This is a genomic window from Bacillus sp. FSL M7-0003 (genome assembly GCF_038628485.1).
Classification (GTDB): domain Bacteria; phylum Bacillota; class Bacilli; order Bacillales; family Bacillaceae; genus Bacillus; species Bacillus safensis.
In genome coordinates, this window is record NZ_CP152024.1 from 2,005,830 (window position 1) to 2,023,454 (window position 17,625).

A 17,625-nucleotide genomic window follows, 5' to 3' on the forward strand; every position below is an offset into this window, starting at 1 on the left:
TAGAGAGAGCCAATTTTCAAATGTTCGATATCAGATTAAATTTTCATAATGCCGCCTGTATTGGCTGATGTCACAAGTTTTGAATATCTAGCAAGATAACCCGTTTTTACTTTTGGCTCAAAGCCTTTCCAGTTTGCTTTTCTTCTTTCCCATTCTTCCTCTGGAACATCTACGCTTAAAATGCGCTGTTCGATATCGACAACGACATGGTCACCATTTTCAACAAAGGCAAGCGGGCCGCCCTCAGCTGCCTCTGGAGAGACGTGTCCAATAGACAAACCGCGAGAAGCGCCGGAAAAACGTCCGTCTGTAATTAAAGCAACCTTTGGTCCAAGACCCATGCCGACGATTTGTGAAGTAGGTGCAAGCATTTCAGGCATGCCAGGTCCGCCTTTAGGTCCTTCGTAGCGAATGATGACAACATGTCCTGCTTCTACTTTTCTATTAATGATACCTTCAAGGGCTTCTTCTTGGGATTCAAATACGATGGCAGGTCCCTCGTGGCGTGTGATCCCGTCTTGTACCCCGCCCGTTTTAATGATGGCTCCATCTGGCGCAAGGTTTCCAAATAAAACGGCTAAGCCGCCTTTTTCAGTAAATGGCTTGTCAATTGGATAAATGACGTTATAATCTTTTACCTCATGCCCCGCAATGTTCTCGCCAAGCGTTTTCGCAGTGACGGTCATTGTATCTAAATGAAGAGCTCCTTCTTTTTTAGACAATTCATTTAGTGCTGCTGTAACGCCGCCTGCTTCATGTAAATCCTCAATATAAACGTCTGAAGCTGGAGCAAGTTTTGATAAATGAGGCACACGTTCTGCTACTTCATTGATACGTTCAAGTGAATATTCAACACCTGCTTCATTCGCAATCGCCAATGTGTGAAGAACGGTATTGGTTGAACCACCAAGTGCCATATCTAATGCAAATGCATTATCAATTGCTTTTTCAGTGACAATATCCCGTGGTTTAATATCTTTTTTGATAAGCTCCATGAGTTGTTTTGCAGACTTCTTCGCAAATTCTCTTCGTTCTGGTGATGTCGCCAAAATCGTTCCATTTCCAGGAAGAGCGATCCCGAGTGCTTCCGCTAAACAGTTCATTGAGTTAGCTGTAAACATACCTGAACAAGATCCACAGGTTGGACAGCCAAACTGCTCTAATTCATTTAATTCCTCTTCATTGATTTTACCTGACTGGTATGCACCAACGCCTTCAAATACAGAAGAAAGAGAAATTTTTCTGCCATCACTTGTTCTACCCGCTTCCATCGGTCCCCCGCTCACAAAGACAGTCGGGATATTCACACGCATCGCTGCCATCATCATTCCTGGTGTGATTTTATCGCAGTTAGGAATACAAACCATTCCATCAAACCAATGAGCAGATACAACGGTTTCCACAGAGTCCGCAATGATTTCACGGCTTGGCAATGAATATCTCATCCCGATATGACCCATGGCAATTCCATCATCGACGCCAATCGTATTGAATTCAAATGGAACCCCGCCAGCTTCACGAATGGCTTCCTTCACAATCTTCCCGAATTCCTGAAGATGGACATGTCCTGGGACAATATCAATATAGGAATTACATACGGCAATAAATGGCTTGCTGAAATCCTCATCCTTTACCCCCGCCGCTCTTAGTAAGCTTCGGTGAGGTGCTCTGTCGATTCCTTGTTTAATCATATTACTGCGTAGTTCTGCCATCTGTTTAAAAAGCCTCCTATACTACAAGTCTTGTTGACTGCATGATTTTGAGTTGATTTTATTTTACAAATTTTCTGTTTATTTAGCCACCTATGAATGACTGATGACTAACATGGCTGCTGAAGCAAGCGCTCAGCAAGGTTCGTGTCATAAAATCTGACCTCCAATATTCTATATTGGTACTACTATATAGAGTTTTTTCGCATATTTCAACAATATTCAAAATAATTTTTCTAAAAAAATTTTTCTGTCTATCGTTTTTAGAAAAACAAGCTGCTTTTCATTGGCAGCTTGTTCTTCTTTCTCATCATTCTGATGCATTCTTTCTACTTTCTGTCATTTGTTTCCATACTGAACCTTTTGCTTCTTCTCCATGCTCAATGCGCTCAATCGCCATTTTCACTTGAAGACTGACTTCAAACTCAGGGTCTTGCTCTGCTTCTTTTAATGCTTCAAGTGCCGTTTCGTCCCCTTCTTCATAAAGGAACATAGCTGCACGCCAGCGTACAAGCTTACTCGGGTCCTTTAATGCTGCGATCATGGCTTCGATAGCACTTGGGTCACCAAGATCAGAAATACAGTCGCCAGCCGTTCTGCGGACCGTCACTGTTTTGTCTTCGAGCCCCTTATATAAAATAGGCAGAATGGCAGGATCTTCAATCATGCCAGCATTCACAACGGCTTGTCTGCGAATAGACGTTTTTGGATCCTCCATTGCTTTCATTAAAACAGGTATGTCCTTTAGCTCTGGCTGCATTTGCTCTAAATGGGCAAAACGTTTTTTCCAATCTTCCTCTTGCAGCATCTCTTCTGTTACATCATATGCCTTTCGGTTCACCTGTCTATCTACAGCTTCCTGACCTTCTTTAACCGCCTCTGTTAATCGGGCTAAACGCTCGTCATCATAGGCTGCTTGTAGCTCCTCTATGACTTCCTGACCGATATCAGCAAATTCTCCAAAACGAACGCCGTGTTCTTTCCACACACGTTCAAACACGACATTGTCTGAGCTGCTTCTAAGCTTTAAAATGGCTGCTTGAAAACGTTCAGGCATGCCAAACCGTTCTTCTCTTTCACCATCTGACAGTTTGACCTGCATTGGAATCCCATTAAACATTTGGACAAACACTTTCACTTCACCAAATGTGTCATCGCCTGACTGCGATCCTTCCTGAAGACCTTCTGTTTCTTGTCCAAAGGCTTCTCTGACCTGTTGTAAAATACCCTGCCAGTCAAACTTTGCATTTCGCTCAACCGCTAAGAAATCTGCAACATGATAAACCCCTTTTACACCTTCAATGCTTAAAATACGCTTGATCATTTCTGGTGCTTCGTCTTTTTGATCCTTTTTGTAGTTGTTGCTTTTACCGCCGGCAAGTGCTTCTGTCAAAATCACCTTCATGGTATTCGGACTTGGCGTTGGTTCTATTGCTGTTATTTTCATTGATATATCCTCCTTACACACATAAAGACCCTACTCATCTGTAAGGCCGCATTCTTCTTTCCACTTCTTGATAAATAAACTCATCAATTCATGCCGCTCATCAGCAAGCTGCTTTCCTGCATGAGTGTTCATCAAGTCTTTTAATTTGAGCAGTTTTTCTTCCATATGCTTTAGCACAGAGCCCTGCTGCGTGTCCTCTGTATAATGGGGCTCACCTGTAGCGCCAGCATACGTAAACACTCTAGCGATACCGCTTGCTCCTATCGCATCCAGCCTATCCGCATCTTGAACAATGGCCCCTTCTAACGTCATTGGCCTAAACTGCTTATGCCGATGACGAAAAGACATCGTTGTAATAATGTCCATGATATAGCGGATATCCCGCGTGTCCAATTGCCACAAAAGGAGCTGGTTCTCAAGCTGCTCCTTCGTAACCTTCCATTCACTTGACAGCTTTTCATCAATGACATCATGTACAATCGCCGCCATTTCGATGATAAAAAGAGAGCCGCCTTCCTGATTTGCAATACGAACGGCAAGCTGACGCACACGAGCAACATGAGCCGCATCGTGTCCAGTCGGTTCATTCTTCAGCCTGTCTGAAACAAAGGAGGCTGCTGCCTCCAATTGTTTTCGTTGCATGACTGTCACCATCTTATTTGTTAAGCAGAGCAATGATTGAGCTTTCTAATTCTTTTGGTGGTGTTTTCGGAGAGAATCGTTCAGTGACTTCTCCGTTTTGGTCCACGATAAATTTTGTGAAATTCCATTTCACTGTTTTTGTCCCAAGCACACCTTTCGCTTCACTTGTTAAATGTTTGAACAGCGGGTGCGCCTCTTCGCCATTGACATCTACTTTCGCAAACATAGGGAAGGTCACTCCATAATTCAAAGAACAGAACTCTTGAATGGCTTCTTCTCCTTCTGGCTCTTGGTTCATAAATTGGTTACACGGAAATCCTAAAATTTCAAGGCCCTTTTCATGATATTGATCATATAGCTCTTGTAATTGTTTAAATTGAGGAGTCAGTCCACATTTGCTTGCTGTGTTTACAATAATGAGCACTTTTCCTTTGTAATCTGCCATCGATTTTTCCTGACCGTTAATGGTCTTGACCTGAATATCATAAATTGACATCTCATAGCCTCCTAGGATTCACTTTTTCCTATCGTAACATGCTTCTTTTAGAAAATCGCTTTTTATGCTCCCGTTTAAAAGAGTCCTGTCACACTGCCGTCTTCTAATAAATCCATTTCGAGAGCCGCAGGTTTTTTAGGTAAGCCAGGCATTGTCAAAATGCTTCCAGTTAAAGCTACAATAAACCCTGCTCCTACAGATGGCTTTAACTCTCGAATCGTAATGGTAAAGCCTTTAGGTCTGCCGATTAAAGCTGGATCATCTGAAAGAGAATATTGTGTTTTTGCCATACAAACCGGCAAATGAGCCCAGCCGTTTTCCTCAATGGCAGCCAGCTGCTTTCTTGCTTTAGTTGTGAGCGTGACCCCATCTGCCCCGTAAACCACTTTGGCCACTTTAGATAACTTTTCTTCGATGGAATCGTTCTCTTCATACAAATAGGTAAAGTTGTTCTTTTTCTTTTCAATGAGTGCTGCTAGTTCCTCGGCAAGAGCTGTCCCGCCTTCTCCTCCTTCTTCCCATACATTCACGGCTTTGACTGGATGGCCATGTTTGCCGCACCAATCTTCTATCGCTTGAATCTCTTCTTTTGTATCCGTTATAAACCGGTTTACCGCCACAATATATGGAAGACCAAAAGCTTGCACGGTTTCAATATGCTTTTCTAAATTATGTATACCTTCTAATACGGCGTGTGCATTCTCTTCTTTGAGTTCGGTTTTCTTCATTCCGCCATGCATCTTTAATGCTCTCACTGTTGCGACAATGACAACTGCACTAGGTTTGAAATCACCAGCTCTTGTTTTAATGTGCAGGAACTTTTCTGCTCCAAGGTCTGCACCAAATCCAGCTTCTGTAACGACATAATCAGCTAATTTTGCTGCCATTTTGGTTGCAATTAAACTATTGCATCCATGTGCAATATTAGCAAAAGGACCTCCATGGACAAGGGCTGGGGTTCCTTCAATCGTTTGAACAAGGTTCGGTTTGAGTGCATCTTTTAAAAGTAGCGTCAGAACACCTTCATATCCAAGTGCTCCCACTGTGATTGGCTCGCCTTCTTGATTATAGGCAACAACAATAGAAGAAAGACGTTTTTTTAAGTCGTTTAAGTCTTCTGCTAAACAGAGGATCGCCATCATTTCGGAAGCCACTGTAATATCAAATCCGTCTTCTCTAGGATACCCATTTAACTGACCGCCAAGTCCGACAACGACCTGTCTTAAGGCACGATCGTTTAAATCAAGCACCCGCTTCCACACAATGCGCCGCGTGTCGATGCCGAGTTCATTTCCGTGATGGATATGGTTATCAATAAATGCAGATAAGGCATTATGTGCAGATGTAATGGCATGAAAATCCCCTGTGAAATGAAGATTGATTTCTTCCATTGGCAGCACCTGTGAATATCCTCCGCCCGCTGCTCCGCCTTTAATCCCCATTGTAGGACCTAATGATGGCTCACGCATCGCAATGATCGCTTTTTTGCCAATTTTTTCGAAGGCTTGACCAAGGCCGACAGTTACGGTGGATTTCCCCTCACCTGCTGGCGTAGGGTTAATCGAAGTGACAAGAATCACGTGTCCTTCTTTTTGTTTCTTTAAACGGTCAAAAATAGTCAAAGAAATTTTCGCTTTTGTGAAACCATAGCATTCTAATTCTTCGTCATGTATTTGCAGCTTTGCTGCGATGTCTTGAATCGGTCTCAGCTTAGCCTTTTGGGCAATGTCAATATCTGATAAATGCTTTGTGATCATAACAAAACGGCCTCCTTTTTTTACAGAAACAGCATTCTTTTTTACTCTATTTTTCATTGTAACATAATTGAAACATTGAAATATCGCCAGAAAGTTCCTATAATGAAGTGAAATTAGCTTTGGTTCAGGGGGTGGCGAGTTGCCTATTAACATACCAGTTCATCTGCCGGCAAAACAAATACTAGAGAGCGAAAATATTTTCGTCATGGATGAGACAAGGGCATTCAAGCAAGATATCCGTCCTTTGAATATCGTGATCTTAAATTTAATGCCAAAAAAAATACAAACTGAAACGCAGCTGCTGAGAATGCTCGGAAATTCTCCTTTACAAGTGTACTTTACGTTTTTGATTCCAAGTACACATACACCGAAGAATACGTCGAGAGAGCATCTAGATGAATTTTATACGACCTTTGAATCGATTCGCCATAAAAAATTTGATGGAATGATCATCACTGGCGCACCAATCGAGCACTTACCTTTTGAAGAAGTCTCTTATTGGAAAGAGCTGCAGGACATTTTGGACTGGAGTAAAACCAATGTGACGTCTACTCTTCATATTTGCTGGGGTGCACAGGCAGGTTTATATCACCATTACGGGATTGAGAAAATCAAGCTTCCTGAGAAAAAATTTGGCGTATTTGAGCATATTGTGAAAGAGAAAAAAGAAAGATTAGTCAGAGGTTTTGATGAAGTATACTATGTCCCACATTCTAGGCATACAGATATTAATACAGAACAATTAAAAAACACGCCGAATTTGAAAGTCTTGAGTATGTCTGAAGAAGCGGGTGTTTGTTTAATTGTTTCAGATGATGATAAACAAGTATTTTTAACTGGACATCCTGAATATGATACAGATACATTGATGCAGGAATATGAAAGAGATTTGTTGAAACATGATACAGTCCAAAAACCTGTCCACTATTTTATAGAAGATGGTGACACATTAATCCCAGTAAATCGCTGGAAAGCCCATGCAACCTTATTGTTTATGAATTGGCTTAATTATTATGTTTATCAAGAAACACCATACGTTTGGGAATAAAATAGACTGTGGTCTGATGATAAATCGTCAAAATGTGTTAAAATACAAATGGCTCTGTCTTCCATTATCAATTGAATCTGTTTGTTTTTTAAAATTAGTTTAATTCTTTCGTAACGAATGATATGCTCTAACTGTTTATATGTTATCTTTATGTATATGTAGACCTATGAGATTAATAGTTTTCGTACGAAGTTTTGTTGTTGTTGATTACATTTGAGGTGAATATTCTTGAATACCAATAAAAAAATATTAATCTTGACCGCAAATTATGGAAATGGACATATGCAGGTAGCAAAAACACTGTATGATGAATGCAAATCCCAAGGATTTGAACATGTTGTAGTTTCTAATTTGTATCAAGAATCGAATCCCATTGTGTCAGAAGTGACTCAATATTTATACTTGAAGAGCTTTTCCATTGGGAAACAATTTTATCGCTTGTTTTATTACGGTGTAGATAAAATTTACAATAAACGCAAATTTAACATTTATTTAAAAATGGGAAATAAGCGTCTCGATGAATTAATTCAGTTACACAATCCGGACATCATCATTATTACATTCCCAATGATTGTGGTACCAGAATACCGAAACAAAACAGGTAAAGTGATTCCGACTTTTAATGTCATGACAGATTTTTGTCTCCATAAGATTTGGGTACATGAAAACATCGACCGATACTATGTTGCAACCGATTATGTGAAACAAAAATTAGTGGAAATCGGCACACATCCAAGCGATGTCAAGGTGACAGGTATTCCTATTAGACCACAGTTTGAAGCAGACGTGCCAAAATCGATGATCTATAAGAAATATGGATTATCATCAGATAAAAAAGTTCTTCTCATCATGGCCGGTGCTCACGGTGTACTAAAAAATGTGAAGGAATTATGTGAGGCGCTGCTTCTCGACAGTGAAGTACAAATTGTTGTTGTATGCGGAAAGAACGCCGCGCTGAAACAATCGCTTAGCGTTCTTGAACAAGCACACCCAGATCAATTGAAGGCGCTTGGATATGTGGAACAAATTGATGAATTGTTCAGAGTAACAGATTGTATGATTACAAAACCAGGCGGCATTACTTTAACAGAAGCAACTGCAATCGGTGTCCCGGTCATTCTTTACAAGCCTGTCCCTGGTCAAGAAAAGGAAAATGCTCTTTTCTTTGAGGATTATGGCGCTGCCATTGTCATTAACAGACATGAAGACATTTTAGAATCTGTGACCAACTTGCTTCAGGATGAAGAAAAATTAGAAACAATGAAACAAAACATGAAAAAACTGCACTTAAAACAATCTTCTCAAACCATTTTGGAAGATATCGTCGAGCAGTCAGATCTCATCATGAATAACAAAACTTATGCTCGCGCATTATCATAAAAAGGTGTCCGTCATTGACGGACACCTTTTTCTTATCCTTGATTTCCATTTGTTGTGTATACTTCTTCAAACGGCTGAACGACAACAAAGCCACTTCCGGTAAACTTCATTTGAATGGACTCTCCGCTTCCCCTGCCAATAAAAGTTTTAAAGGAAACATCTGTCACAAATTCAGTTTTTAAATCCCCTGACCACGCAACAGTCGCATTCGGATCTGTATAAACAGAGTCACCTGGCTGAACAATGAGGGTCAGCGGCTCATAATGACTTGTGATTGCTACTAAGCCCGGCCCTTCTAATTTGACATTAAATAATCCACCTGCAAGCATGCCAGACACTTTTTTCATCAATTTGATATCCCATCGGACAGATGGTTCAAACGCGAGCAGATCGTTTCCATTCACAAAAATGGATTCTCCTTGAGCCAAACGAAGAATCGAGATTTTTTTACCTTGATCTGCCACATATAATTTCCCATCACCTGTCGCCTTCATTAGTGAGGTGCCTTCTCCTGAGAGCATTTTTTTGAACATTTTTGAGACGCCGTGCTCAAAAACACCTTCACGTTCAAATTTGATTTTCCCTCGATAGGAAACCATGGAACCCGTTTTTGCCCAAATCGTGTCAGTCAAATTAATTTCTAAAAGTCTTGATGTTTCAAGTTCGAAGACACCTTCTCCTTTATCTTCTTGCTGCGTATTCTGAACAAATTCTTCAAGTGTATAACGATTCATGATTGCACCTCTTTCTGTATTTTTTTTATATACGGACAAGCTGCACGTGAGGTTCCGAAAAGAACGTTTTATATTTCATTGTTATTCACCAAAAAAACAAAAAAATCAAACATTCTGCTCAAAATTTGGCTCGCCTGCTTGACGCTTTACTTTTGATGGTGTATAGTGGAACCATCATTTAACAACTGCAAAGTCGTTAGGTGATGAAAATTTTTTTTAGTATGCCAAAAGGTGTGCTACAGTACTAGGAGGAAAAAGCAATATGCAAAACGGTAAAGTAAAATGGTTCAATAATGAAAAAGGTTTCGGCTTCATTGAAGTTGAAGGCGGAGACGATGTATTCGTTCACTTCACAGCTATCGAAGGTGACGGCTACAAGTCTTTAGAAGAAGGACAAGAAGTTTCTTTTGAAATCGTTGAAGGTAATCGTGGACCTCAAGCTGCAAACGTAACAAAACTTTAATCAACTAAATCAATGATGAAACGACAAAATAAAGAGAGGCTTATGCCTCTCTTATTTGATTTTCAGCTGAATTTCAATGGCTAAAATATTTTGCTTCAGTCGTTGTTCAATTTCAGAAATATCTTTTTCGAGAAAAGGTCTTCCCTTCTTTGCTACATCTACTAGCTGCTCTAGATCGCTGTATACCTCTTGAAATGTTCGATGTAATACCGTTTCGAAATCCTTACTATCCATGCCGGCCTTCCCCTTTTCCTCTATTATCCGTCACTTAGTCAAAAAGTAACTCAACCAAAACTTTCTATAGTTATATCGGCTCATTTTTCAGAATATGTTCTTTTTTTACACATTCTATCCGTTTTTTTTCATGAGCGGATGTTTGAGCAGGGAAAACCGGGGCGGCAGCGGCTTATTTTTTAAGCAGCGTCTGTCCGTATTCTTTTATTTTCTCTCCTACTGTGCATTGCTGAATACAAAAGGAATGGGCGTATTTTTTGCCATATTCTTTTCGAAAGTGCTTCTTAATCAAACAATCTGAACAATACGTGTCTTGGAGATCCGTCAATTCTTGTACTGCTGTTTTTTTATCCACATTATTCAGCTCCGTCTGCTTCTAATTTCAATTTACTTTCAATTGGAACGTCTGCAAGCATCTGCCTTGCAAGCTGATCCGCTTCTGCATTTTGTTTACGATCGATGACTTCATAGGTTGGCGTAAGCCTCAGCTCTTTTAAAGCCGATTCAATCCGGTCGAGCCATTTGTTATGTATATCATCATAACAAGGCCATTCTCCTTTTAATTGATTCATGACAACAAGTGAATCGCCTCTAATCGTGACAGAATTTCTGCTTGCTCCAAGGTCTTTTAATGCTTTGACTGCCTCAAATAAAGCCGCATACTCTGCTTCATTATTGGTGATTCCTTTGAAGGGCTGATTTTTTCTCAAACGATAAGCATCTTCTCCGAGCTTATAGTAGACGACAACCCCAAGACCAGAGTCGCCTGTTTCTTTGTGAAAACTTGCATCAAAATAGACCTGAAGCTGATCAGGTTCAAGCTTTAGTTCTTCATTTAGCTTTTCAAGTTCTTTAATAGACCACATCGCCCCTTTTTCATCTTCAAATGATAGGAGGGACTGTGGTTCTTTTTTATCGATATGTTTGGCTAAAATCAAGGCCTCTTTTAGCTCCATCCAATCTTCTTGGAAAAAAGCAATGGACCCAATCGATTTCACTTTCATTGTATAGTGTGCTCTTAATTTCATTGATCACATCGCCTTCCCGTGCTTTTAAGGTAAACATACGTTATGCTATAATCAAAAAGTTACATTTTACAATGAGAAAGGAAGTTCATGTCACTTGTTTAATGAAGGTATTTGGATCTTATTTGCGATCATTAATTTTATCATTGTTCTTCTATTTTATAAAGGATTTGGCAAGATGGGCCTTTTCGTCTGGATTGGCTTTGCGACGGTTGCTGCAAATTTACAAGTGGTCAAAACCGTTGAATTGTTTGGCTTAACGGCAACACTTGGAAACATTTTATACGGCAGTGTATTCTTTGCAACGGACGTATTGAATGAAAAATATGGACAAAATGAAGCGAGAAAAGCTGTCTGGATTGGCTTTGCCACCCTTTTAACGCTAACCGTTGTCATGCAAGAGGCTTTACTTTTCCATCCCGCTCCATCTGACATTTCTCAAACATCGCTGGAAACCATATTTGGCTTTATGCCAAGGGTCGCACTTGGCAGTCTTGCTGCTTATATCATCAGTCAAATGTTAGATGTTTATGTATATTCGTTTATTCGCCGGATATTTCCTTCCGATGGTGCGCTCTGGGTGCGCAACGCTGGAAGTACGATGATCAGCCAGCTGCTTGATACACTGATCTTCACAACCATTGCCTTTCTTGGCACCTATCCATTTCATGTATGGATCGAAATCTTCATCACAACTTATGTGATTAAATTTATCGTCGCCGCGATTGCGACACCATACGCGTATGCAGCGAAAAGAATGGTTCCACTTGATGAAAGGGGGAAATAAATTGCCAGCTGAAATATACATTGATGGTGCTAGCGCAGGTAATCCGGGTCCTTCTGGCATCGGCGTTTTCATTAAATATGATGGAAAGGCAGAATCTTTCTCGATTCCTCTTGGATCAATGAGCAATCACGAAGCAGAATTTACCGCTCTCATTGAAGGGATGAAAATCTGCGTAGAAAAAGGACTGCGATCCGTTTCGTTTCGAACAGATTCACAGGTAGTTGACCGTGCGGCCAATGCAGGATTTGCTAAAAATCCAGCCTTTCAGCATTTTATAAAAGAGATGATCGAGCTTCAAAGCCAGTTTGATTTATTTTTCATTAAGTGGATTCCAAGCAAGGAAAATCAAGTAGCTGATCAGCTCGCTAGAAAAGCGATTCACCTTTCTAAAGGATGAATCGCTTTTTTTCGGTTATGCTAATGTATGAGGTGATACTGATTGGATAAAGAAAATAAAGGTCGTGTCACAAATGGGACAACCCCTCAAGGTGATGCGCAAACAAAAGATAAGCAGCCACTATCTCAGCTCGAAAATAGAGCGAAGAAAAGCAATACAAAAAGATGACCTTAGAGATCGGCTTAGCTGATCTCTATTTTACTTAATCGATTCACCATTGGTTCAATCCCTTTGATTTGATGGTATCGCAGCATGGCAGCAGCCCGTTCTTGATTGATGTTCACCTTCGTCTCATCAATTGGACAGCTCAGCGGGACATCACATTTGATCTCTGCCAATAGACGAGAAAGCTTCAAATCTTCTAATCCTGCTTGCATTTTCTTTTGCTGGGCAGCCGTTAGTTCATGAACATTTTCTAATAATCCGTCAATGGTTTGATATGTTTGAATAAATTTTAATGCTGTTTTTTCTCCGATTCCTTTCACGCCTGGGTAATTGTCACTTGAATCCCCCATAAGTGCTTTCATATCGATCAGCGCCTTTGGAGAGATACCCATTTCCTCTTCAAATAAGGCTTTTGTATAATGTTTATAGTTCCCGATTCCTTTTTGCATTAGAGCAACCGTCACTTGTTCATTCAATATCTGCAGCAAATCTCTGTCCCCAGTTAGGACAGTGACACGTGCTTCATTCTGATAGAGTGCCGCCAGCGTGCCGATACAATCATCTGCCTCAAAGCCCTTTATACCAACGTTTACAATTCCTAGTTCCTCTGTCGCTTCTTTTGCTAAATCGAATTGTGGAATGAGCTCGACAGGTGCCTCTCCTCGATTTGCTTTATAATCTTGAAACAATTCATTTCGGTATGTTTGGCTTCCCATATCCCAGCAGCAAACAATATGAGTTGGCTCAAATGTCTGAACAGCGGTTAATAAATGCTTCAAATAGCCATTTACTCCATTCGTCGGGACGCCGTGATCATTTATCATAAAATTTCGATGGACAGCTGTTGCATAAAACGATCTGAACAGAAGCGCCATGCCATCAACAAGCAAAACGTGTTTATTCATTCTTATAAACTCCCTTTTTCAAAACAATACTCCTATTCTATCATAGAACATCGAATTCGACATAAAAAAGGCGCCTTCTTCTTTTGGAAAAGAAGTGGCACCTGAGGGATTACTTTTGACCGTATTGCATTTTTTTCGATTCTGCTTCTGCGTAGGACGGCATCTCTTTTTGTTTAGGGTGACGCTCATCCTGCTTTTTTGCATGCTGCTTTTTTTCCATCATCATTCCCCTTTCTCGGTTCACTTGTTAAGATGACCCAAAAAGAGAAAGTTACTCTTTACTTCTGTTTTCGTTCGACATACTCCCTGACCATATCAATCGTGACATGCTTACGCAGCGGAACAATTCCGCCTCGTGCAAGCTCATTCATCTTCGAAGTAATTTCATTGATCTCGTCAGTTGTAAATGGTTCGTTTTGCTCACACTTGAAAACAGCAGTCTCTATTGCCTGCTCTCTTTTCTGCTCAAGCGCAAGAAACGACTTGATATGAGCATTCTGTTTTTGTGAATGTGCGGAAATCTCTTCGTGTACGCTCGTCATTTTTTATCAACTGCTTTCTTTTTTATATAGTCTATCATGAATCAAATGGTTTTCAACTGGTTCTTCCATTCATTTGTTTGCTTGTATACTTGTTCTATCATCGCTTGCTCTTTCGCATCTGTCGTCAAGCTCATGATAAATGTTTGTTTTTGTTCACTCAGCTGCTTGAGCGCTTCTGTTTCATATCTTTCAGTAAAGGTCTTCACCATCATATCGTATCTGCTCTGTAATTCTTCTTTTTCTTTATCTGCCCATTTCGTCGTTAATTGGAAAAGGACATCTCGAATCGCTTCAATAAACGCTGCCTTCCCGTTCTGTTCAAAGAAAGCTTTCGCTGATTTTTGCTTCTTTAAGAGCGGCTCAAACGGCGTCAGGTCAGCTTCCACTTCAATTTGTTTCAGCTCGGCATTCTTCTCATCTGGCGGCGACAGCCGGAGAGAAAAGTAAGGATCTTCTGCACACGCAGCCTGTAACCCTTTCTCCCACTCCTCTTTGAAATATTGAGTGATAAACGATTCCATTCGAATATCAAGCGCTTTTATCTCCTGTACAAATTCAAATTCATAATCCTTCAGCGCCTGTTCAAGTGCTTTTTTCAACTCCTGTCTGAAGTCCCCTTGAGATATTCCAGGATAAAAGGCTGTCTTTAACAGATCGTTTGCATAAAGTGACAAGCGCTGAACAATGTGGTACAGCTGTTCGTGCAAGTCCTTTTTCACACTTTTTGTTACTAGCTTAGATCGTTTAATATGGCTCATTTGATCAACGATCGCTTCATAGGATGTGTTTATCTTTTTCTTTTCTGCTTGCTTTTCATCTTCCGACTGATGCAGCGTCTCATGCAGCTTGTCGACTGTTCTACACAATGTACTGGCTTCAAAATACAGCAGCTCAATCGCATCTTTTGTTAATTCTTCCTCAATAAAATAGTCGAGCTGTGTTCTAAGCTGTGCATACTGGTTATAAGGCGACTGTCCCTTTCCTTCGATCTCTTCCTTACTGGATACGTGATGAAGGTTTGGATGCCGGATGCCTTCTTTTGTGAGCTCATTTTTCACATAGTCAAAGACGGTTTCAAGCTCTGTTTGATCCTTTGCGAGGTCAGCTGCATTGATAATAAAAAACATTTTATCCATGCTAAATGAATCTTTTACAAGCCCGAGTTTACGCAAAAATGACCGGTCTGCTTTTGAGAAAGAATGCTGGTAGTAAGTTAAATAAAGAAGGGCATCAGCATCCTTCATATATTGAAAGGCAATCTCTGTGTGACGTTTATTCATACTGCTGGCGCCTGGTGTATCAACAATCGTCAGTCCTTTATCTGTTAAAGGTGTACTTAAATAGACCGTCACTTCCTTCACCACACAAGAAACAGCCTCTTCTGCCACATATGGCTTTAATTCTTGCAGGGTGACATTGAGCGGTGTTTGTTTTTGAATCGAATCACGGAACTTTTCATGAGCGTTTAAAAAATGGTCAACAATGATGCGGTGATCCTGTTCAAGCTCTCTTTTTTTCAGCGTTCGCTCGAGTTTCGCTTGAAACGTATCTCCCTTTTCTTCTGTTATAGAATAACCGAGAATTTGATCGAGCTCTTCTAATATTTCCTGCTCGGTTTTAAACACCACTTTCACACTTTCATGCGGATGGTCTTCTGTCGGCCGGGTCAGCTTATTGATCGTGGCCGTCGTTGGTGTAGGAGATGATGGCAGCACCTTTCTCCCAACAAGGGCATTGGCAAACGAAGATTTCCCCGAACTAAAAGCACCGAATAAGGCGAGTGTAAATTCCTTCGCTTGCAGCCGCTTTGTTCGTTTTTCAAAGGACTTTCTTTGAGATTGAAGCGCGTTTAATGGCATTAAAATTTGAGAAAGCTGCTCAAACTGGTCAATCGACTGCGCTGTCGAGATATGCTGTGATTGTCGCATTTGATCAAGCTTTATCTGCTGCTGATTTTCTTTTTCGCTTTCTTCCGTATGAGTTGATGCTTGATTCTGATTTAGCTCGTCATGCTGCATCCGGTGTTTTTTCACATAAAACCAATCTTCTTCGATCTGCTCATTTGTTCCGTTTTGCCATATATCCCATACATGCTCAATATCTTTTCTGATTTGATCATTTTTTTCCATGCATTGCTCCAGCGCTTGGAGCTCCTGTGCTGCCTGGGCCCATTTATCTTGCTGCTTTCCCTTTTCATTCAGGAGCTGGGTTTTCAGCATCTCGGTCATTTGTTCAATCAATGGTATTGCTTTCTGTTTCGTCTGTCTTTTCAGTGCTTCACCAGCATCTTTTGCATATTGCAAAACGTATTCATTTGAAAATGTCGCACCGTGATGGATCACGTTTTCAAGCAGTGATTCTTCTACAGGCGTTTCAAACGCCATCACTTGATTTAATAATTCTTCACCAAGCTGATGCTTCTTGACTTCTTTTTTGAGCAGTTCAGCAATATGCCAGTCTACTTCTGCTTTCATTCTTGCTTTGACATCTGCTAAGAACTCGTTCGCCCGCTTTTCTTTTTCCTGCTCAGTTTTATTTTTCGCGAACAGCAGACCTACCTTAAAGCCAGGTGCTTTTGATTCAATATAATCACTTGCTAGCTCCCTCATTTTAAATGGGGTTAGATTTGCATTTTTTAAAATGTTCTCGACTTCAGAAGACACTTCTTCTTCTAACTGTTTTGCTCCATTTTCAATGAAGCTGCTTTTCGCTTCAAGTTCCTTCACTTCTTTTCTTTTTTCTTGAAGCTGTAAATCAAGACCCTCTTCCTGCAGATCTTCTTTTAATGAGTCAATATGTTCTTTTAAAACGTGCTCTATTTTCTGCTCGGTATAGGCGCGAAGCGATGCTTTCGGCAATGTTTGTAATTCTTGCAGTTTCTCGATTAAACGAATCATTTCGTTTCTTGGATGCGCCTCATCGGTTACAGATGTAAAGTATAGGTGTTCTTCTTCAATGCCTTCTTTTTGAAGCATATCAACTACTTGATTTTTGTAGTCTTCAAACGCTGTCTCATGCTCATCATGTCGATCGACTTGATTTACGATGAAATAAAGATTTGGCACTTTCTCTTTAATGGAGCGAATGAAACGAATGTTTTCCTCCGAATGAACATGGTTGTAATGAACGACATAAAAAAGAGCATCTGCTTGATGAAGAATAGACGCAGCAGATAAAAAGTGAGCATGATCCGTTGAATCAATTCCGGGTGTATCAATCACTGCCACCTTTTCTTCCAGTCCTCTATAGTCCCCGCTAATTTCCACCATTTCAATCTGTTCTCCATCCTTACAAAAACGCTGAACTGCTTCTTTATCATAAGAACCGCTCATTTTTGCAAAACGGCCATCTGAGGTGTGAAGCTTTACTTCACTCTCCCCTTTCCTCACGACGACCAAGTTTGCACTTGTTGGAATTGGACTCGTTGGCAGGATGTGATCATGAAGCAGATGATTCACAAGTGATGACTTTCCAGCTGAATAGTGGCCGGTAAATGCGATATACACTTCTTCTTCTGCTTCCTTTTTGATAATTGATGCAAGTTTGGCTGCGCGTTCATGATCATCCCTTTTGAGAAGGCTTTGATATAAAGCACCTGTAGTTTGAACGAGCGAATCTCGAATAGACAAGTCTTCCATGACGATAAACCCCTTTGTTTTTAGAAAAGTCAGTTATGTATGTGATACCATTTTACACAAAATGAAGAGATTTTTCTTCTGATCTGAGGAAATAAAAAAAATCTGCTGCCCGATCAGTCGCAATTGACTGCGATCAGGAAGCAGATTTTTTAGAAACACCTTTTAATACGAAGCCAATTAATAGGCTGTATACACAGACCGTACCGAGTAAGAAAACCATTGTCATGTGATCACCGTCCATCCTTCATGATTGAGA

At 40.5% G+C, this 17,625-nt stretch carries 19 protein-coding genes; 6 read left to right on the top strand and 13 right to left on the bottom strand.

What is annotated here, in order from left to right; genetic code table 11:
- Positions 1–35: 35 nt before the first annotated feature.
- From ilvD to MHI23_RS10130, 5 genes are all read right to left on the bottom strand, one after another.
- Positions 36–1,712 carry a dihydroxy-acid dehydratase gene (gene ilvD / locus MHI23_RS10110; RefSeq protein WP_342491939.1) on the bottom strand — a complete coding sequence of 559 codons (1,677 nt, stop codon included), beginning with the start codon at positions 1,710–1,712 and terminating at the stop codon, positions 36–38.
- A gap of 307 nt (positions 1,713–2,019) precedes the next feature.
- On the bottom strand, positions 2,020–3,156 hold the full coding sequence (locus MHI23_RS10115; protein WP_342491940.1) for a conserved virulence factor C family protein: 1,137 nt from the start codon (positions 3,154–3,156) through the stop codon (positions 2,020–2,022).
- Positions 3,157–3,186: 30 nt separating this feature from the next.
- Positions 3,187–3,798 (bottom strand): HD domain-containing protein, encoded by a 612-nt coding sequence (locus MHI23_RS10120; RefSeq protein WP_342491941.1) that lies wholly within the window; start codon positions 3,796–3,798, stop codon positions 3,187–3,189.
- 13 nt (positions 3,799–3,811) lie between these two features.
- Positions 3,812–4,294, bottom strand: a complete 483-nt coding sequence (locus MHI23_RS10125; protein ID WP_025093096.1) for a glutathione peroxidase — start codon at positions 4,292–4,294, stop codon at positions 3,812–3,814.
- A gap of 74 nt (positions 4,295–4,368) precedes the next feature.
- Positions 4,369–6,051 (bottom strand): formate--tetrahydrofolate ligase, encoded by a 1,683-nt coding sequence (locus MHI23_RS10130; protein ID WP_342491942.1) that lies wholly within the window; start codon positions 6,049–6,051, stop codon positions 4,369–4,371.
- Between the two features lie 139 nt (positions 6,052–6,190).
- On the opposite strand from MHI23_RS10130, the gene metA reads away from it, so the two are divergent.
- Together metA and MHI23_RS10140 are read left to right on the top strand one after the other, a co-directional pair.
- Positions 6,191–7,099 carry a homoserine O-succinyltransferase gene (gene metA, locus MHI23_RS10135; protein WP_024428133.1) on the top strand — a complete coding sequence of 303 codons (909 nt, stop codon included), beginning with the start codon at positions 6,191–6,193 and terminating at the stop codon, positions 7,097–7,099.
- Between the two features lie 228 nt (positions 7,100–7,327).
- On the top strand, positions 7,328–8,479 hold the full coding sequence (locus tag MHI23_RS10140; RefSeq protein WP_024422744.1) for a diglucosyl diacylglycerol synthase: 1,152 nt from the start codon (positions 7,328–7,330) through the stop codon (positions 8,477–8,479).
- 32 nt (positions 8,480–8,511) lie between these two features.
- Here the strand turns inward: MHI23_RS10140 and MHI23_RS10145 are convergent, their stop codons facing one another.
- Positions 8,512–9,213: an AIM24 family protein gene (locus tag MHI23_RS10145; RefSeq protein ID WP_024422745.1), complete on the bottom strand. Its 702-nt coding sequence runs from the start codon at positions 9,211–9,213 to the stop codon at positions 8,512–8,514.
- A 262-nt stretch (positions 9,214–9,475) separates the two neighbouring features.
- Between MHI23_RS10145 and cspD the strand changes: the two genes are divergently transcribed.
- Entirely contained in the window at positions 9,476–9,676 is a 201-nt protein-coding gene (gene cspD, locus MHI23_RS10150; protein ID WP_024422747.1) for a cold-shock protein CspD, read from the top strand.
- A 51-nt stretch (positions 9,677–9,727) separates the two neighbouring features.
- On the opposite strand, the gene MHI23_RS10155 is transcribed toward cspD, so the two are convergent.
- The 3 genes from MHI23_RS10155 to MHI23_RS10165 form a co-directional block, all read right to left on the bottom strand.
- Positions 9,728–9,910 (bottom strand): hypothetical protein, encoded by a 183-nt coding sequence (locus tag MHI23_RS10155; RefSeq protein WP_135032199.1) that lies wholly within the window; start codon positions 9,908–9,910, stop codon positions 9,728–9,730.
- A gap of 172 nt (positions 9,911–10,082) precedes the next feature.
- Positions 10,083–10,265: a zinc-finger domain-containing protein gene (locus MHI23_RS10160; RefSeq protein WP_024422748.1), complete on the bottom strand. Its 183-nt coding sequence runs from the start codon at positions 10,263–10,265 to the stop codon at positions 10,083–10,085.
- Between the two features lies 1 nt (position 10,266).
- Complete coding sequence (locus tag MHI23_RS10165; RefSeq protein WP_024422749.1) at positions 10,267–10,938, bottom strand: ribonuclease H family protein; 672 nt, start codon at positions 10,936–10,938, stop codon at positions 10,267–10,269.
- 94 nt (positions 10,939–11,032) lie between these two features.
- Between MHI23_RS10165 and MHI23_RS10170 the strand changes: the two genes are divergently transcribed.
- Genes MHI23_RS10170 through MHI23_RS10180 form a run of 3 tightly spaced genes read left to right on the top strand, consistent with a single transcriptional unit; the run spans position 11,033 to position 12,287 of the window.
- Positions 11,033–11,722: a queuosine precursor transporter gene (locus MHI23_RS10170; protein ID WP_025093094.1), complete on the top strand. Its 690-nt coding sequence runs from the start codon at positions 11,033–11,035 to the stop codon at positions 11,720–11,722.
- A gap of 1 nt (position 11,723) precedes the next feature.
- Positions 11,724–12,119: a reverse transcriptase-like protein gene (locus MHI23_RS10175; protein ID WP_025093093.1), complete on the top strand. Its 396-nt coding sequence runs from the start codon at positions 11,724–11,726 to the stop codon at positions 12,117–12,119.
- A 42-nt stretch (positions 12,120–12,161) separates the two neighbouring features.
- Positions 12,162–12,287: a hypothetical protein gene (locus tag MHI23_RS10180; protein ID WP_003215584.1), complete on the top strand. Its 126-nt coding sequence runs from the start codon at positions 12,162–12,164 to the stop codon at positions 12,285–12,287.
- A gap of 14 nt (positions 12,288–12,301) precedes the next feature.
- Here MHI23_RS10180 and MHI23_RS10185 read toward each other — a convergent pair whose 3' ends face one another.
- The 4 genes from MHI23_RS10185 to fbpC form a co-directional block, all read right to left on the bottom strand.
- The gene (locus tag MHI23_RS10185; RefSeq protein WP_025093092.1) at positions 12,302–13,189 is read right to left on the bottom strand and encodes a 5'-3' exonuclease; all 888 of its coding nucleotides are present in this window, start codon (positions 13,187–13,189) and stop codon (positions 12,302–12,304) included.
- A gap of 278 nt (positions 13,190–13,467) precedes the next feature.
- Complete coding sequence (locus MHI23_RS10190; protein ID WP_101676925.1) at positions 13,468–13,731, bottom strand: YpbS family protein; 264 nt, start codon at positions 13,729–13,731, stop codon at positions 13,468–13,470.
- A 41-nt stretch (positions 13,732–13,772) separates the two neighbouring features.
- Positions 13,773–17,369, bottom strand: a complete 3,597-nt coding sequence (locus MHI23_RS10195; protein ID WP_149126524.1) for a dynamin family protein — start codon at positions 17,367–17,369, stop codon at positions 13,773–13,775.
- Positions 17,370–17,502: 133 nt separating this feature from the next.
- A complete protein-coding gene (fbpC, locus tag MHI23_RS10200) occupies positions 17,503–17,610 on the bottom strand; it encodes a Fur-regulated basic protein FbpC (RefSeq protein WP_306299200.1) in 108 nt (35 codons plus the stop codon).
- Positions 17,611–17,625 lie beyond the last annotated feature (15 nt).

What these genes read in the sequence shown, in the direction of transcription:
- MHI23_RS10165 (WP_024422749.1), bottom strand. Translation starts at nt 10,938, where the DNA reads ATGAAATTAAGAGCACACTATACAATGAAAGTGAAATCGATTGGGTCC.
- cspD (WP_024422747.1), top strand. Translation starts at nt 9,476, where the DNA reads ATGCAAAACGGTAAAGTAAAATGGTTCAATAATGAAAAAGGTTTCGGC.
- MHI23_RS10185 (WP_025093092.1), bottom strand. Translation starts at nt 13,189, where the DNA reads ATGAATAAACACGTTTTGCTTGTTGATGGCATGGCGCTTCTGTTCAGA.
- MHI23_RS10195 (WP_149126524.1), bottom strand. Translation starts at nt 17,369, where the DNA reads ATGGAAGACTTGTCTATTCGAGATTCGCTCGTTCAAACTACAGGTGCT.
- ilvD (WP_342491939.1), bottom strand. Translation starts at nt 1,712, where the DNA reads ATGGCAGAACTACGCAGTAATATGATTAAACAAGGAATCGACAGAGCA.
- MHI23_RS10120 (WP_342491941.1), bottom strand. Translation starts at nt 3,798, where the DNA reads ATGCAACGAAAACAATTGGAGGCAGCAGCCTCCTTTGTTTCAGACAGG.
- MHI23_RS10190 (WP_101676925.1), bottom strand. Translation starts at nt 13,731, where the DNA reads ATGACGAGCGTACACGAAGAGATTTCCGCACATTCACAAAAACAGAAT.
- MHI23_RS10115 (WP_342491940.1), bottom strand. Translation starts at nt 3,156, where the DNA reads ATGAAAATAACAGCAATAGAACCAACGCCAAGTCCGAATACCATGAAG.
- fbpC (WP_306299200.1), bottom strand. Translation starts at nt 17,610, where the DNA reads ATGGACGGTGATCACATGACAATGGTTTTCTTACTCGGTACGGTCTGT.
- MHI23_RS10125 (WP_025093096.1), bottom strand. Translation starts at nt 4,294, where the DNA reads ATGTCAATTTATGATATTCAGGTCAAGACCATTAACGGTCAGGAAAAA.
- MHI23_RS10145 (WP_024422745.1), bottom strand. Translation starts at nt 9,213, where the DNA reads ATGAATCGTTATACACTTGAAGAATTTGTTCAGAATACGCAGCAAGAA.
- MHI23_RS10130 (WP_342491942.1), bottom strand. Translation starts at nt 6,051, where the DNA reads ATGATCACAAAGCATTTATCAGATATTGACATTGCCCAAAAGGCTAAG.
- MHI23_RS10155 (WP_135032199.1), bottom strand. Translation starts at nt 9,910, where the DNA reads ATGGATAGTAAGGATTTCGAAACGGTATTACATCGAACATTTCAAGAG.